The 15,755-nt window shown below is 61.6% G+C and carries 11 protein-coding genes and 3 tRNA genes; all 14 read left to right on the plus strand.

All coding sequences use genetic code 11. The annotated features are described in order from the left end of the window. The first annotated feature begins 8 nt into the window (after window positions 1-8). A tRNA-Tyr gene (locus AB6B38_RS01090) sits at window positions 9-94 on the plus strand. A gap of 117 nt (window positions 95-211) precedes the next feature. Next, a tRNA-Gly gene (locus AB6B38_RS01095) sits at window positions 212-285 on the plus strand. 150 nt (window positions 286-435) lie between these two features. Continuing rightward, complete coding sequence (gene tuf / locus AB6B38_RS01100; RefSeq protein WP_371393812.1) at window positions 436-1,611, plus strand: elongation factor Tu; 1,176 nt, start codon at window positions 436-438, stop codon at window positions 1,609-1,611. 319 nt (window positions 1,612-1,930) lie between these two features. Next, on the plus strand, window positions 1,931-4,831 hold the full coding sequence (locus AB6B38_RS01105; protein ID WP_371393813.1) for a TonB-dependent receptor domain-containing protein: 2,901 nt from the start codon (window positions 1,931-1,933) through the stop codon (window positions 4,829-4,831). Between the two features lie 118 nt (window positions 4,832-4,949). After that, a complete protein-coding gene (locus tag AB6B38_RS01110; protein ID WP_371393815.1) occupies window positions 4,950-6,758 on the plus strand; it encodes a 2OG-Fe(II) oxygenase family protein in 1,809 nt (602 codons plus the stop codon). Further along, window positions 6,758-7,726 carry a class I SAM-dependent methyltransferase gene (locus tag AB6B38_RS01115; protein ID WP_371393816.1) on the plus strand — a complete coding sequence of 323 codons (969 nt, stop codon included), beginning with the start codon at window positions 6,758-6,760 and terminating at the stop codon, window positions 7,724-7,726. The genes AB6B38_RS01110 and AB6B38_RS01115 overlap by 1 nt, the downstream gene beginning before the upstream one ends. 142 nt (window positions 7,727-7,868) lie before the next feature. Continuing rightward, a tRNA-Trp gene (locus AB6B38_RS01120) sits at window positions 7,869-7,944 on the plus strand. Between the two features lie 10 nt (window positions 7,945-7,954). Then, window positions 7,955-8,293 (plus strand): preprotein translocase subunit SecE, encoded by a 339-nt coding sequence (secE, locus tag AB6B38_RS01125; RefSeq protein WP_371393817.1) that lies wholly within the window; start codon window positions 7,955-7,957, stop codon window positions 8,291-8,293. A gap of 5 nt (window positions 8,294-8,298) precedes the next feature. After that, the gene (nusG, locus tag AB6B38_RS01130) at window positions 8,299-8,832 is read left to right on the plus strand and encodes a transcription termination/antitermination protein NusG (protein ID WP_371393818.1); all 534 of its coding nucleotides are present in this window, start codon (window positions 8,299-8,301) and stop codon (window positions 8,830-8,832) included. Window positions 8,833-8,970: 138 nt separating this feature from the next. Next, entirely contained in the window at window positions 8,971-9,402 is a 432-nt protein-coding gene (gene rplK, locus AB6B38_RS01135; protein ID WP_371393819.1) for a 50S ribosomal protein L11, read from the plus strand. A gap of 6 nt (window positions 9,403-9,408) precedes the next feature. Further along, window positions 9,409-10,122 carry a 50S ribosomal protein L1 gene (rplA, locus tag AB6B38_RS01140; protein ID WP_371393821.1) on the plus strand — a complete coding sequence of 238 codons (714 nt, stop codon included), beginning with the start codon at window positions 9,409-9,411 and terminating at the stop codon, window positions 10,120-10,122. 330 nt (window positions 10,123-10,452) lie between these two features. Next, the gene (gene rplJ, locus AB6B38_RS01145) at window positions 10,453-10,968 is read left to right on the plus strand and encodes a 50S ribosomal protein L10 (protein WP_371393823.1); all 516 of its coding nucleotides are present in this window, start codon (window positions 10,453-10,455) and stop codon (window positions 10,966-10,968) included. A 50-nt stretch (window positions 10,969-11,018) separates the two neighbouring features. Next, window positions 11,019-11,399 (plus strand): 50S ribosomal protein L7/L12, encoded by a 381-nt coding sequence (gene rplL / locus AB6B38_RS01150; protein ID WP_371393824.1) that lies wholly within the window; start codon window positions 11,019-11,021, stop codon window positions 11,397-11,399. A 231-nt stretch (window positions 11,400-11,630) separates the two neighbouring features. Then, complete coding sequence (gene rpoB, locus AB6B38_RS01155; RefSeq protein WP_371393825.1) at window positions 11,631-15,710, plus strand: DNA-directed RNA polymerase subunit beta; 4,080 nt, start codon at window positions 11,631-11,633, stop codon at window positions 15,708-15,710. Window positions 15,711-15,755: the final 45 nt, after the last annotated feature.

Below are 15,755 nucleotides of genomic sequence, written 5' to 3' on the forward strand. Positions count from 1 at the left end.
GGCGACCCGGAGGGGTGGGAGAGTGGTTAAATCCAGCAGACTGTAAATCTGCCCGCGCAAGCGTACGCTGGTTCGAATCCAGCCCCCTCCACCAGCCTTGGCCGCCGCGAAGCGGGCTCTGGCTGGACAGGCCACAGGCACGATCCGCGGGATTTTCTCTCGCCTTTGCTCTGGCCTGCCGCTAGCATTGCTGAAGCGTAGCGCGCCAGGCGCGGGTGTAATTCAATGGTAGAATGTCAGCCTTCCAAGCTGAATATGTCGGTTCGATCCCGTCCACCCGCTCCACCTTCCGCTTCCTGCCCTGAACCTCTTTCATGCCGAGGCGCGCAAACCCCTTGCCATAGCCCGATCCGGACGCTATCCCGCCCCGTCAGTTAACCCGGCAGGGCGCACCAGTCCTGCCTATCCAGCAAGTTGCGACGAGGACAAGGCGCGATGGCCAAGGCAAAGTTTGAGCGTAACAAGCCGCATGCGAATGTTGGCACGATTGGTCACGTTGACCACGGCAAGACGACGTTGACGGCGGCGATTACGAAGTATTTCGGTGAGTTTCGTGCGTATGACCAGATTGATGGTGCGCCCGAGGAGAAGGCTCGCGGGATCACGATTTCGACGGCTCACGTTGAGTATGAGACGGATAACCGTCACTACGCGCACGTGGACTGCCCTGGCCACGCTGACTATGTGAAGAACATGATCACGGGCGCGGCGCAGATGGACGGCGCGATTCTGGTTGTGAACGCGGCTGACGGCCCGATGCCGCAGACGCGCGAGCACATTCTGCTGGCCCGTCAGGTCGGCGTGCCGGCCCTGGTCGTGTTCATGAACAAGGTTGACCAGGTTGACGATCCTGAGCTGCTTGAGCTGGTCGAGATGGAAATCCGCGAGCTTCTGAGCTCTTACGACTTCCCGGGCGACGATATTCCGATCATTGCCGGTTCGGCTCTGGCCGCGATGGAGGGTAACAACCCTGAAATCGGCGAGAACAAGATCCGTGAGCTGATGGCGGCTGTGGACGAGTACATCCCGACGCCGGAGCGTCCGGTTGACATGCCGTTCCTGATGCCGATCGAGGACGTGTTCTCGATTTCGGGCCGGGGTACGGTTGTGACGGGGCGTATCGAGCGCGGCATCCTGAAAGTGGGTGACGAGATCGAGATTGTGGGTATCCGCGACACGACGAAGACGACGTGCACGGGCGTGGAGATGTTCCGCAAGCTGCTTGACCAGGGTCAGGCGGGCGACAATGTGGGCGCGCTGCTGCGCGGTGTCGAGCGTGACGGTGTCGAGCGTGGCCAGGTTCTGGCCAAGCCGGGTTCTGTGAAGCCGCACAAGAAGTTCGAGGCGGAAGCCTATATCCTGACGAAGGAAGAGGGCGGGCGCCACACGCCGTTCTTCACCAATTACCGCCCGCAATTCTACTTCCGCACGACGGACGTGACCGGGATCGTGACCCTTAAAGAGGGCACCGAGATGGTGATGCCGGGCGATAATGTGGAAGTGACGGTCGACCTGATCCAGCCGATCGCGATGGAAGAGAAGCTGCGCTTCGCCATCCGTGAAGGCGGACGTACCGTCGGCGCCGGCGTCGTCTCCAAAATCCTCGATTAAAAGAGGCGTTCTGCCTTCGCGCCAGCGAATCGGAGCGAAAAGCAGGACATGCATTCGAGGCCGGCCCGGAGCACCGCTCCGGGCCGGCTCTTTTTGGCCGGAACGGAAAATTGCGTCCGCCACACCCCGGTTTGATGACCTTTTTGCAACAGGTTGTCGGCGAACATGTGTCAGGGCCGCACCAAGCGCTTGGCGCAGTATGAAGTTTCCGCAATGGTAGCCCCAAGCGAGGCTGTGAAAGGCCCGCTGACTCGCATTTGCGGGTTCGTGGCCTTGAGCCTCGTTGAATTTGACTGCCTTAAACCAAAGGGGAAACATCGTGAAAAAGTGGAATAGAGAAGCTCTCTTGCGGACCTCGGTCCTCGCAGGCTTCGTGGCGGCTGGTGCTGCTGCGGCTCCCGCGATTGCGCAAGAAGAAGGTGCCGCGCAACGCGAAACCATTCAGGTCACCGGTTCGCGTATCGCACGTCCTGATGCGACCGCTCCGAGCCCGATCGTGTCGGTTGATGCGCCTGCGCTCGAAGTGAACAACACGATCAACATCGAAGACTACCTCAACGACCTGCCGCAGCTGATTCCGGGTTTCGACGCCACGTCGAACAACCCTGGTAACGGCACGGCCAACCTGTCGCTGCGCGGTCTGGGTGCGGGCCGTACGCTCGTCCTGCTGGACGGCCGCCGCATGGTGTCGGAAGGTGCTGGCCAGACGGTCAACATCAACACCGTCCCGGCCGCTCTGATCGAGCGCGTTGACGTGGTGACCGGTGGTGCCTCGGCCGTGTACGGCTCTGACGCTGTCGCCGGTGTTGTCAACTTCATCCTGCGTACCGACTTTGAAGGCGTCGAGCTCGACACCTCGCACCGCTGGTCGGAGCAGGGTGGCGGTTCCAACACGTCGATCTCCGCAACGATCGGTGGCAACTTCGCCGATGGCCGCGGTAACGCCGTGCTGAACATGTCGTACAACCGTCGTGAAGAGCTGTTCCAGGGTGACCGCGAGTTCTCGCGTAACACGCTGATCGATAACGGCTCTGGCACGTTCGGCACGACCGGTTCGGTTCTCATTGAAGAGACCCTGTTCGCTCCGGGCGGCGTCCTGATCGGTGGTCCTTTCGCTAACTTTGACTGGGCTGCCGCTGGTCTTCAGGATCGTTTCGATGATCGCTGCGTCGGCACGCCTGACACCTGCTGGGCATTTGCCGCGCGTATCGACGCCAATGGTCTGGCTCAGCCGTTCCGCACGTCTGGCCCGAACAATGACCGGTACAACTACGCACCGGACAACTATCTCCAGCTGCCGCAAGAGCGTTACAATTTCGCGGCGTTCGCGAATTACGAGATCAACCGGCACTTCGAAGTCTATGGCCGCGCGATGTACTCGAACGTGATCGTGGACAGCCAGCTGGCCCCGACGCCGGCCGCTCTGCGTTTTACCGTCTCTGAAGACAATGCGATCTTTGACGGCCACGCGGACGTGCTGGAGCTGATGCGCACCAACCCGGCGATCAATCTGGGCGACACCAATGGCGATGGCCTGGAAGAGTTCCAGTTCGACATTGGCCGCCGCTTCACCGAGTTCGGTCCGCGTAACAGCCTGCGTGACACCCACGCCATGCTGGTCGGCGGCGGTGTCCGCGGTGATCTGTTCCTGTCGGGCTGGACCTATGATGTCTACGCTCACTTCGCACGCACACGTGCGGACCAGATCCAGACGGGCAACCTCTCGGTTTCGGCCTTTACGGCGGAAGTCGAAGCTGGCCGTGCGCTGATCTTTGGTGGTCCGGGCGCACTGACTGACGACGTGGTGGCAGCCGCTACCCGTACGGGCGCGATCTTCGAAACCAACGAGCAGGTCCAGTTTGTGGCCACGACTCAAGGTGAGATCGAGCAGTTCCGCTTCGGCACGGCCAATACGCCGCTGCAAGTGGTGCTTGGTGTCGAGTACCGTGAAGAGTTCTCGCGCCGTCAGCCTGACTCGGTTCTTGGCCCGGATGTCCGAGGCTTCAACCAGTCGACCTTCATCGAAGGCCGGTTTGACGTGTACGAGTTCTTCGCGGAAGGCGTGCTGCCGGTTATCGAAGGCGGTACCTTTGCCGAGTATCTCGGTCTGAACGCCGCTTACCGCCGTTCGAACTACACGACCGTCGGCAACACCGACACCTTCGCCATCGGCGCTGAGTGGATCCCGGTCAGCGATGTCCGTTTCCGTGCTCAGTTCCAGCGCGCTGTGCGGGCTCCGTCCGTGTCCCAGCTCTTCCAGACGGACACGAATGGCTTCCCGGGCGTGTCTGACCCCTGCGCCAGCGGTCTGGGTGCCTGGGGCAACCTGTCGTCTGCGCAGCAAGCCACGGTTGAGGCTAACTGCGTAGCCAACGGTGTGCCGATGGGTGCCGTGCCGGTTGCCCAGGTCAACTCGCAGGTGGAAACCATTTTCCGCGGCGCTCGTGACCTGGAAGCAGAAGAAGCCGATACGATCACGCTTGGTGTGTCCTACTCGCCGTCCTTCCTGCCGGGTCTGACCGTGCGGGCTGACTACTATGACATCGAGATCGGTAACGCGCTGAGTGGCCCGTCCGCTCAGGAAGTGGTCAATGCCTGTACGCTGTTCGGTGTTCAGGCCGCCTGTGACCTCCTCGTTCGTGGTGGCGGCGGTACGCTGACCTTGATCGACTTCCTGTCGACCGAGAATCAGACCGGCCTCTTCGTCCGTGGTATCGACTATGGCTTCGACTACATTTTCGACGCTGGTGATATGGGTACGTTCGCTCTGGGTCTGAATGCGACCTGGACCGACACGAGCTCCTTCCAGTCGTCTCCGCAGACGACCCGGATCGAGTGCGCCGGCTTCTACGGTGCGGACTGTGGTCAGCCGACCCCGGTTCACAAGTGGCTGGCAAGCGCGTCGTGGATGTACGGCCCGCTGACCGCCAATGTGCGCTGGACCCACGTGGGTGAAGTCACGGACACGCTGACGCAGTTCTATGGCGCCCGCGCCGATCAGCTTGACGTGACCCACATCGGTTCGATCGACTATTTCGACCTGAACCTCAGCTATGACTTCACGGACAACGTGCGGTTCTATGGCGGGGTGCGGAATATGTTCGATCAGAGCCCGCCGATCGTCGGTGACGGCCCGCAATCCCAGCAGGCCAACACCTGGCCGGCGACCTACGATCCGTTCGGTCGTCAGTTCTTCCTGGGCGTGACCGCGCGTTACTAGGTCATCCCGATAACGGAAGTGAAGTGGCCCTCTTCGGAGGGCCACTTTTTTTGTGTAAACCTAGCTCTGAGCTTCAGTAAGGGTGCCCGCTTTCCGGGTATCGGGGAGGAGAGAGGTCATGAACGCAGCGCCGGGCCAGATGTTGCAGGAATCCCTGCGCCTCCTTCAGGCCGGGCAGGTTGATGCCGCTGATGGCCTGCTCGGGCGGTTGCGCGATACATGCCCCCACGAGGCCGATGTGTGGCGGCTGTCCGGCGCCGCCGCGCAGGCGCGCGGCGATTTTCCGGCAGCAGAGACCTATCTGCGCGAGGCTATCCGGCTCCGGCCATCGCACCATGAGGCTTCAAATGCCCTTGGGCTGGTCTTGTCCCGGCAGGGGCGCATAGGGCAGGCGCGGGAGGTCTGGGAACAAACCCTGGCAATGGCGCCCCAGCAAGCGGCAGCGGCGATAAATCTTGCACGTTCCTATCTGGATGCCGGAGAACCGCAAAAGGCAGCCGGGCTGGTGGCCCGTCATGCCGGGCGTGATCCGCTTGCGGCGCTGGTCCACGCGCAGGCGCTGCGCGCCGACGGCGACCCGGCGCGTGCGCTTGAAGCCTATCAGCGCAGGCTCCAGCTGGTGCCGGGTGATATCAAGGCAGCTTTCGGGATTGCGCTGTGCTGTATCGATCTCGGCCGTGCCGAGGAGGGTCTGGAACGGCTCGATAGCCTGCCTGCCGGGCGCGATCCACAGATCGAGTATGCCCGCTTCTCGGCTCTCGCCAGGATGGGGCGCCTTGACGCTGCGGAAAAGGCTGTAGAGACGGTGCTTAGCCTGAATCCTGGCGATCTCTCCGGGCTGGAGGGTGCGGCGCAGCTACTTTGCATGACCAGCCGGCCCGAAAAGGTGCCAGCACTGTTTGCACGCGCGCTGGAGGCGACGCGCTTCGCCGTGCCGGTAGAGCTGCAGTATATTGATACGCTTGTCCGTATGGGTGAGTTTGATGCCGCGCGCAGCGCCGTTGATGCGGCCCACAAAAGGCATGGCGTTCAGCCCGCTTTGCTGGACCGCGCTATCGCCGTTGAAGTCGAAGCGGGCGACAGTTCGCGAGCGTTTACGCTGGCGCGGCAGGCCGGGGAAGTTTTTCCGGCCGAAACCAGCCTGCTCGCAAACCGGGTGCGCGCCGCGTTCATGGCCGGTGATGCCCGCTATGCCGCGCCTCTGATTGACCAGGCCATGGCGACCATGCCGGAAGGACGGTTCTGGACGGCTATGGAAGCGACTTTGGCGCGACTGAGCGATGACGCTGACACGTATGAAACGCTGTGCGGTCCCCAGCTGGTTATGACGTCATCGCTGCAGCCCCCGCCTGCATATGGCGGGATAGAGAATTTCAACATGCAGCTGGCAGAGTTGCTAAGAGGGCTGCACGCATTTTCGGCTGCGCCGCTCGGCCAGTCTCTGCGGGACGGGACGCAAACCTCCTCTGATCTCCGCCATAATGAGAACCGTCTGATCGTGGACTTTTTTTCCATGGTTGAGCAGGCGTTTGACCGCTACCGCGCAAGGCTCAAGCCCATCGCCGGGCATCCGCTGCTTGGCAATATGCCAGACAGGATGCACGTCCAGGGCGCCTGGTCGGTACGACTGGGGCCGAATGGGCGTCATGTGAACCATGTCCATCCCGAAGGGTGGGTCAGCTGCGTCTATTATGTATCCGTCCCGCCGCAGATTGCCGGGTCGTCGAGCCAGGAGGGTTGGCTCAAATTCGGAGAGCCGCCGTTTGCAGTGCCGGGGCTCGGGCCGCATGATCACGTCGAGCCGCGTCCTGGCGAACTCACGATCTTTCCCAGCTATCTCTGGCACGGAACCGTGCCAATCAGCTCTGGCGAACGGCTGACCATCGCTTTTGACATCGCCCCTGGCAGTGGCCGGGGGAATACCTGATGAGCGGGTTGCAGCACCATTGGGATACTTACTGGCAAGGCAAAGGCGGCGAGTCCCAAGCCGTCAATGCACCGGAGATGGCAAGGGAGCTTGCCGCCTTCTGGAACACGCATGCCGGAGCTACCCTGCAGGGGCGGGGGCGCGCGCGTCTGCTTGACCTAGCATGCGGGGCCGGTGTGGTGGCACTGGAATCGGCACGCGCGGCGCAGGCGCGCTCGGTTGGCTTGCAGATCGTGTGCATGGACATAGCCCTTGAGGCATTGCTTGCCGCGCGAGAGGGCCTGTCAGGGGCGGACATTGTGTCGGTCATTGCCGGCGATGCTGGCGCATTGCCGTTCGCTGCAGGCAGTTTCGATCTCGTTTTCAGCCAGTTCGGTGTTGAATATGCGGGCCTGGACGCCTTGTCACAGGCGCCTGTTGTGCTGGCGGACGGCGGAGAGCTTGCTTTCCTGTGTCATTACAAGGACGGCGCCATCTACGCTGAGTCCCGCCGCAATCTGCGGGTTTGGGACGCGGTTGAGACGTCGGGCCTGCTGAACTTAGCGCTGGGCCTGCTTGAGGCGGCCTATAGCGCCGATGAGGGCACGGGCAGTCAGGAGGGCCTGCATGCCTGCGGCGTGGCCTACCGGCAAGCGGCCGAACAGGCCGGGGCGCTGGCTCAAAACTCCGATGGTGAAGCGGCCCAAAATGTCCTGCGTCTGTTGGGTGATCTTGCCCAGCTGATCCGGCGCCGTGCTGCCTATGATCGTGATGATGCTCGCGGCTGGATACGGGCCCAGGCGCGTTCCTGTGCGGCGGTACGCCAACGTCTGCAAGACATGACCGCGGCTGCTCTGGACACCGGGCAGGTACAAGCGGTGCTGGCCGTCTGGCGTGAACAGGGGGTCAATGTGCCCGATCCCGATGCGTTGAAGCTGGGTGATGACACAAGGCCGGGCGCGTGGTTGCTCAAGGCAAGCCGCACCTGATAAGCTGATTTTTCGTTCATTGGGCTTGCTTCGCGGCAGCTTTTTTTGCAGCGCCCTGTTTGCATATCGCTGCAGGCGATGTATTAGCTCCGTCCTCAACATCAAAAGAGGGGATGTGTGTCTCCGCTTTTCTGGTTGGTATAGGGGTGTAGCTCAGCTGGTAGAGCGGCGGTCTCCAAAACCGCAGGCCGGGGGTTCGAGCCCCTCCGCCCCTGCCAGTTGCAGGTTGTGCGCGATGATCCCGCGCACCCGAATTTGAGTTTGAAAGAGGCGATGGCAAAAGCAGGCAAAACCGGTCAGCCGGCACGCACAGGCGCAACCGGGCAGGGCAGCGGAACTGCTTCGGGTGGTTCGTCTGCGCCTGCGCGCAAGAAGACGACCAACCCGTTCCGGTTTCTTGGCGAGGTGCGTCAGGAGGGCCGCAAGGTCACCTGGACGAGCCGCGGTGAGACGATCGTGTCGTCCATCTTCGTGCTGGTGCTCTCGGTGATCGCCGCCATCTTCTTTTTCGGCGTCGATTCGCTGATCGGCCTGATTGTCAATTTCCTGCTCGGCCTGGGGGCCTGATACGCATGCCGGCCAAGTGGTATATCGTTCACGCCTACTCGAATTTCGAGAAGAAGGTCGCCGAGGCGATCCGCGTCGAGGCGGCGCAGAAGGGCCTGTCGGACAAGTTTGAGGACATCGTGGTCCCGACCGAAGAGGTCACCGAGATCCGCAAGGGCCGCAAGGTCAATGCCGAGCGTAAATATTTCCCCGGCTATGTGCTGGTGAAAATGGACATGACCGATGAGGCTTATCACCTCGTCAAGAATACACCCAAGGTGACGGGTTTTCTCGGATCGGGCAACCGCCCGCTGCCCGTTCCGGAAGGTGAAGTGCTGCGTATCATGGGCAAGATGGAAGAGGACGCTGAAAATCCGCGCCCGACCATTTCCTATGAAATCGGCGAGACTGTACGCGTGACGGACGGCCACTTCTCCAGCTTCAACGGGATCGTTGAGGAAGTGGATGAAGGCCGCTCGGTGCTTAAGGTCGCCATCAATATTTTCGGCCGGGCGACCCCGGTCGAGCTCGAATACAGCCAGGTGGAAAAAGCCAGCTGACTGTAAATCTGGTGCGGGAGGGTCCGGGAAAGTCCATTCCGGGTCCGTTCACCGCGCCACCCGCGTCTTGTGTGCCTCCCCAGGGGGCTAGCAAGGCATCTTGAAACCGGGGCAAGCCCCGCAAAGAGTGACAGGGATATGGCCAAGAAAATTTCCGGCTACATCAAGCTGCAGGTTCCTGCCGGAGCCGCTAACCCCTCGCCGCCTATCGGTCCGGCGCTGGGTCAGCGCGGCGTGAACATCATGGAGTTCTGCAAGGCGTTCAACGCCAAGACGCAAGAGATGGAAAAAGGGATGCCCATCCCGACCATCATCACCGTCTATCAGGACAAGTCGTTCACCTTCGAGACGAAGACGCCGCCGGCGAGCTTCCTGCTGAAAAAGGCTGCCAAGATTCAAAAGGGCAGCGCCACGACGGGCAAATCCGGCCCGGTTGGCAAGATTTCGCGCGCGCAGTGCCGCGAGATAGCGGAATTGAAGATGAAGGATCTCAACGCCAACGATCTCGATCAGGCGACGAGCATTATCGAAGGTTCGGCCCGGTCCATGGGCCTGGAAGTGACGGGGTAGGCGGACATGGTGAAAATCGCAAAACGCGTTGCCGCATCCCGTGACGGGCTGGACCGCAACAAGCTGCATTCGATCGATGATGCTGTCGCTTTCGTGAAGTCGAAGGCCAGCGCCAAGTTCGATGAAACCATCGAGATCGCCGTCAATCTGGGCGTTGATCCGCGTCATGCCGACCAGATGGTGCGTGGCATCTGCCCGCTGCCGAACGGCACTGGCCGTACGGCGCGCGTCGCCGTGTTTGCCAAGGGCCCGAAGGCCGAAGAGGCCACCAAGGCCGGTGCGGACATTGTTGGTGCCGAGGATCTGGTGGAAACCGTTCAGGCCGGCAATATCGACTTTGACAAGGTGATCGCCACGCCCGACATGATGCCGCTCGTCGGCCGTCTGGGTAAGGTGCTCGGCCCGCGCGGCATGATGCCGAACCCCAAGGTTGGCACGGTGACCATGGATGTCGCCAAGGCCATTGAGCAGGCCAAGGGCGGCGCTGTCGAGTTCCGCGTCGAAAAGGCCGGGATCGTTCATGCCGGTATTGGCAAGGCCAGCTTCTCTGCCAAGCAGATTTCTGAGAATGTCCGTGCTCTGCTCGACGCGCTGAACAAGGCCAAGCCGTCGGGTGCCAAGGGCCAGTATATCCGCAAGATCTCTCTGAGCTCGACCATGGGTCCGGGCGTGAAGATCGATGTTGCGGAAGCCAGCAGCGGTGCAAGCACTGCTGCGTAACTGAAGACTTGAGTTTCCAGAGCCGGGTCTCACCCGGTTCTGGCGGCTGGTTTGCCGGGTTCGCCTGGTCTGCCAGCCACCTGTCCGAGACCGCAGGGGCGGGAAGGGGGCTTTGCCGCCGGACCGCTTAATCATACGACGGCCCTGCGCAGACGGGAGTACGAAAATACCTGTTTTTCGCGTGTCATGCGCGGCAAGCGGCGTCATTTCGTTCCCCGGACAGGATATATGGCGGGGATGAGCGCGCTCCGGGATGGTCCCGGGGAAGGCGGCGTCCCCATCACCGCAAGATGACCGGATGTTCCGGTCATCGTGTAACGGGAGACCGCAATGGAGCGAGCCCAGAAAGTCGAAGCCGTCGATGCCTATAAGGGCATTTTCGCCGGCGCCGGCTCGGTAGTGATTGCTCACTACTCCGGACTCACTGTTGCGGAAATGACGTCTCTGCGTGCCGAACTTCGTAAGTCCGGCGGGCAGTTGAAGGTTGTGAAGAACCGTCTGGCCAAGATTGCCCTTAAGGGCTCTGCGGCTGAAGGCGCTGCCGACATGTTCACCGGACCTGTCGCCATTGCCTACGCCGAAGACCCTGTTGCGGCACCGAAAGCCACTGCGGACTTTGCCAAGAAGAACGACAAGCTCGTTCTGCTCGGCGGGTTCATGGACGTGACGGTTCTTGATGAAGGCCAGGTCAAGGCTCTTGCCACCATGCCGTCTCTGGACGAGCTGCGCGGCAAGCTGATCGGTCTCATCCAGGCGCCCGCCACGAAGGTCGCAGGGGTTGTTCAAGCCCCGGCCGGCCAGCTGGCCCGCCTGCTTCAGGCCTATGCAGACAAACAGGCTGCATGACGCCGTCTCCGCATCTCTAGTGACAACGCATTCAAACAGGACTGAAAACCATGTCGAAACTCGAACAACTCGTGGAAGATCTTTCCAGCCTGACCGTGCTGGAAGCTGCTGACCTCGCCAAGCTTCTCGAAGAGAAGTGGGGCGTTTCTGCTGCTGCTCCGGTGGCGGTTGCCGCTGCTGGCGGCGCTGCTGGCGGTGACGCCGCTGCGGCAGAAGAAAAGACCGAATTTGATGTCATTCTCGTCGCCGCCGGTGACAAGAAAATCAACGTCATCAAGGAAGTCCGTGCCATCACCGGTCTTGGCCTGAAAGAAGCCAAGGACCTGGTGGAAGCCGGTGGCAAGGCCGTCAAGGAAGGCGCGCCGAAAGCCGAGGCCGAGGCCATGAAGAAGCAGCTCGAAGAAGCAGGCGCTACTGTCGAGCTGAAGTAAGGATCAGGGCCGTTCGCGGTTCCTGACACAACGATCTGACGGGCGTGTGGCGTAGAGCCACGCGCCCGTTGGGGCGTTTCAAGTTTCGTCTGGCATTCCGGTCTGCCCCGGGTGTGCCAGGTCAGGGTAGCAAGCCCCCTCACGCTTGTTGCCACTTTCACCGGGGCGGGCGGGACGCATTCGCGTCCCTGTAGGACGATGCCGGGCTGTAGCCTGGCAAAGGGAGCGGAAATGGGTCTGTCGTTCACCGGCAAGAAGCGCATTCGCAAGTCGTTTGGTCGCATCCCCGAAGCGCTGGAGATGCCCAACCTCATCGAGGTGCAAAAGCATTCCTACGAGCAGTTCCTGATGAAGGATCTGCGCACGGGCGAGCGCCCGGACGAAGGGCTGCAGGCAGTTTTCAAATCTGTCTTCCCCGTCAAGGATTTCTCCGAACGGGCCGTTCTGGAATTCGTGTCCTACGAATTCGAGGCGCCCAAGTACGATGTTGAAGAATGCGTGCAGCGCGACATGACGTTCGCAGCGCCGCTGAAAGTCAAAATGCGTCTCATCGTGTTTGATGTGGACGAGGAAACGGGCGCGCGCTCGGTCAAGGACATCAAGGAACAGGACGTGTTCATGGGCGATATCCCGCTCATGACCGACAAGGGCACGTTCGTCGTGAACGGCACCGAGCGGGTTATCGTCTCCCAGATGCACCGCTCTCCGGGTGTGTTCTTTGACCATGACCGTGGCAAGACCCACGCCTCTGGCAAATATCTGTTTGCCGCGCGGATCATCCCGTATCGCGGTTCCTGGCTCGACTTCGAGTTCGACGCCAAGGACATCATCCATGTGCGTATCGACCGCCGCCGCAAACTGCCTGCGACGACGCTGCTCTATGCGCTGGGTCTCGACAAGGAAGCCATCCTGTCGATCTTCTACGGCCGTGTAGCCTACAAGAAGGTCAAGGCGGGCTGGACGACGCCGTTCGTCAAGGAAAACTGGCGCGGTGTGAAGCCGCTGCGCGATCTGGTGGACGCCAAGTCGGGCGAGGTGATTGCGCCTGCCGGCAAGAAGATCGCCGCGCGCGTGGCCAACAAGCTGGCCGAAGACGGCGTGAAGAATCTGCTGGTGGCGGGTGATGATCTGGTCGGCCGCTTCTTCGCCGAGGATATCGTCAATACCGAAACCGGCGAAATCTTCGCCGAGGCCGGTGATGAGATCACGCTGGAGCTTCTCGAAGAGATCACCAATGCGGGCTATGACGAGATCGAGGTGCTCGATATCGATGGCGTGAATGTGGGCGGCTATATCCGCACTACGCTCGCCGCCGACAAGAACGATACCCGCGAGCAGGCCCTGGTCGACATCTATCGTGTGATGCGTCCGGGTGAACCGCCGACGCCGGAAACGGCCGAAGCGCTCTTCAATGGCCTGTTCTTCGACGCCGAGCGCTATGACCTGTCACCGGTCGGCCGCGTGAAGATGAATATGCGCCTTGATCTGGAATGCCCGGATGATGTGCGCGTGCTGCGCCGTGAGGACATCGTTGAGGTCCTCAAGGTCCTGCACGGCCTGCGCGACGGCAAGGGCGAGATCGACGATATCGACAATCTCGGCAATCGCCGTGTGCGCTCGGTCGGCGAGCTGATGGAAAATCAGTACCGCGTCGGCCTTTTGCGCATGGAACGTGCGATCAAGGAGCGCATGAGCTCGGTCGATATCGAGACCGTGATGCCGCATGACCTCGTCAATGCCAAGCCGGCAGCGGCGGCGGTGCGCGAGTTTTTCGGCTCCTCCCAGCTCTCGCAGTTCATGGACCAGACCAACCCGCTCTCGGAGGTCACCCACAAGCGCCGCATGTCCGCGCTTGGCCCGGGCGGCCTGACGCGTGAGCGTGCCGGCTTTGAAGTGCGCGACGTGCACCCGACCCATTATGGCCGGATCTGCCCGATCGAGACGCCGGAAGGCCCGAATATCGGCCTTATCAACTCGCTCTCCACGTTTGCGCGCGTGAACAAGTACGGCTTCATCGAAAGCCCGTACCGCAAGGTGGAAAACGGCAAGCTGACCGATCAGGTGGACTATCTGACCGCGATGCAGGAGGCCAAGTTCAACATCGCCCAGGCCAATGCGACCGTGAGCGACAAGGGCGAGCTGGCCAACGAGTTCGTCAACTGCCGTATCGGCCCGAACCGTGATGCGACGCTGATCCCGCGTGAAGACGTGGATTATATCGATGTGTCGCCCAAACAGGTTGTGTCGGTGGCCGCGGCGCTCATTCCCTTCCTGGAGAATGACGACGCCAACCGCGCGCTGATGGGTTCGAACATGCAACGCCAGGCCGTGCCGCTGCTGCGCAATGAAGCGCCGCTGGTGGGCACCGGCATGGAAGCGGTTGTGGCCCGCGATTCCGGTGCTGCCATCATCGCCCGCCGTGACGGCGTGGTCGAACAGGTGGACGCGCAGCGTATCGTGGTGCGCGCCACCGGCGATATTGATGCGGCGGCTTCGGGCGTCGACATTTATCGTCTGGCCAAGTTCCAGCGTTCCAACCAGTCCACCTGCATCAATCAGCGCCCGATCGTGAAGGTCGGCGATGTGGTGAAGGCTGGCGACATTATCGGTGACGGACCGTCGACGGATCTCGGTGAGCTTGCGCTCGGCCGGAACATCGTCGTCGCGTTCATGCCGTGGAATGGCTATAATTTCGAGGACTCCATCCTCATCTCCGAGCGTATCGTGCGCGATGACGTCTTCACCTCGATCCATATCGAGGAGTTCGAGGTCATGGCCCGTGACACCAAGCTCGGCCCGGAGGAGATCACCCGCGATATTCCGAACGTGGGCGAGGAAGCCCTGCGCAATCTCGACGAAGCCGGCATCGTGGCCGTTGGCGCCGAGGTTGAGGCCGGTGACATTCTCGTCGGCAAGGTGACGCCGAAGGGCGAAAGCCCGATGACGCCGGAGGAGAAACTCCTGCGCGCCATCTTCGGCGAAAAAGCCTCTGACGTGCGTGACACCTCGCTGCGCCTGCCGCCGGGTACCACGGGTACGATCGTGGAAGTGCGCGTGTTCAACCGTCACGGCGTTGACAAGGACGAGCGTGCGATCTCCATCGAGCGTGATGAAATCGCGCGCCTTGGCGAAGACCGTGATGACGAGCTGGAAATCCTCGAGCGCGATATTTTCTCGCGTCTGCAGACCATTCTCGTTGGCCGCACCGCGGTGTCCGGCCCGCGCGGATTCACCAAAGGCAAGGTGACCGAAGCCTCGCTGGAAGAAGTGCCTGCCTCCCAGTGGTGGAAGATCGGCCTTGAAGACGAGAAGGCCATGGCCGAGGTCGAGGCCCTCAAGAAGCAGTATGACGAGTCCAAGGCCCGCCTGGACCGCCGCTTCGAGGACAAGGTCGAGAAGCTGCAGCGCGGCGACGAGATGCCCCCGGGCGTGATGAAAATGGTCAAGGTGTTCGTCGCGGTGAAGCGCAAGCTGCAACCGGGCGACAAAATGGCCGGCCGTCACGGCAACAAGGGCGTGATCTCCAAGATCAACCCGCTCGAAGACATGCCCTTCCTGGCAGATGGCACGCCGGTTGATATCGTGCTGAACCCGCTGGGCGTGCCTTCGCGCATGAATGTGGGTCAGATCCTCGAAACCCATCTGGGCTGGGCCTGTAAGGGTCTCGGCCAGCAGATCGGCCTGGCCTATGAAGCCTATACGCGTGATGGCGATGCCAATGCGCTGAAAAAGGCTATCAATTCGGCCTATGGTGAAGAGCAGGAACTGCCCGAGGACGAAGGCGATATCGCCGAGCTGGCCCGCAATCTGACCCCTGGCGTGCCGATTGCCACGCCGGTCTTTGACGGTGCGCGCGAACCCGACATTGTCGAGTATCTCAAGCGTGCCGGTATCGACGAGAGCGGCCAGTCGACGCTGTATGACGGCCAGACGGGTGAGCCCTTCAAGCGCAAGGTCACGGTCGGCATCAAGCACTTGCTGAAGCTGCACCACCTTGTCGACGACAAGATCCACGCCCGCTCCATCGGCCCGTACAGCCTGGTTACCCAGCAACCGCTGGGCGGCAAGGCGCAGTTCGGCGGCCAGCGCTTCGGCGAGATGGAAGTGTGGGCGCTGCAGGCGTATGGCGCTGCCTACACCTTGCAGGAGATGCTCACCGTGAAGTCGGACGACGTGGCCGGCCGCACCAAGGTCTATGAGGCCATCGTGCGCGGCGACGACGCCTTCGAAGCGGGCATCCCGGAAAGCTTCAACGTGCTGGTCAAGGAAATGCGTTCCCTTGGCCTGAACGTCGAGCTCGTCAACGAATAGGCCGCTAGCGGCCAAACTGTGATCTGGTGGCAGGGCTCGCCCTCA

This window comes from Glycocaulis abyssi, assembly GCF_041429775.1.
Lineage (GTDB): Bacteria > Pseudomonadota > Alphaproteobacteria > Caulobacterales > Maricaulaceae > Glycocaulis > Glycocaulis abyssi.

What these genes read in the sequence shown, in the direction of transcription:
- tuf (WP_371393812.1), top strand. Translation starts at nt 436, where the DNA reads ATGGCCAAGGCAAAGTTTGAGCGTAACAAGCCGCATGCGAATGTTGGC.
- AB6B38_RS01110 (WP_371393815.1), top strand. Translation starts at nt 4,950, where the DNA reads ATGAACGCAGCGCCGGGCCAGATGTTGCAGGAATCCCTGCGCCTCCTT.
- AB6B38_RS01115 (WP_371393816.1), top strand. Translation starts at nt 6,758, where the DNA reads ATGAGCGGGTTGCAGCACCATTGGGATACTTACTGGCAAGGCAAAGGC.
- nusG (WP_371393818.1), top strand. Translation starts at nt 8,299, where the DNA reads ATGCCGGCCAAGTGGTATATCGTTCACGCCTACTCGAATTTCGAGAAG.
- rplK (WP_371393819.1), top strand. Translation starts at nt 8,971, where the DNA reads ATGGCCAAGAAAATTTCCGGCTACATCAAGCTGCAGGTTCCTGCCGGA.
- rplA (WP_371393821.1), top strand. Translation starts at nt 9,409, where the DNA reads ATGGTGAAAATCGCAAAACGCGTTGCCGCATCCCGTGACGGGCTGGAC.
- rplJ (WP_371393823.1), top strand. Translation starts at nt 10,453, where the DNA reads ATGGAGCGAGCCCAGAAAGTCGAAGCCGTCGATGCCTATAAGGGCATT.
- rplL (WP_371393824.1), top strand. Translation starts at nt 11,019, where the DNA reads ATGTCGAAACTCGAACAACTCGTGGAAGATCTTTCCAGCCTGACCGTG.
- rpoB (WP_371393825.1), top strand. Translation starts at nt 11,631, where the DNA reads ATGGGTCTGTCGTTCACCGGCAAGAAGCGCATTCGCAAGTCGTTTGGT.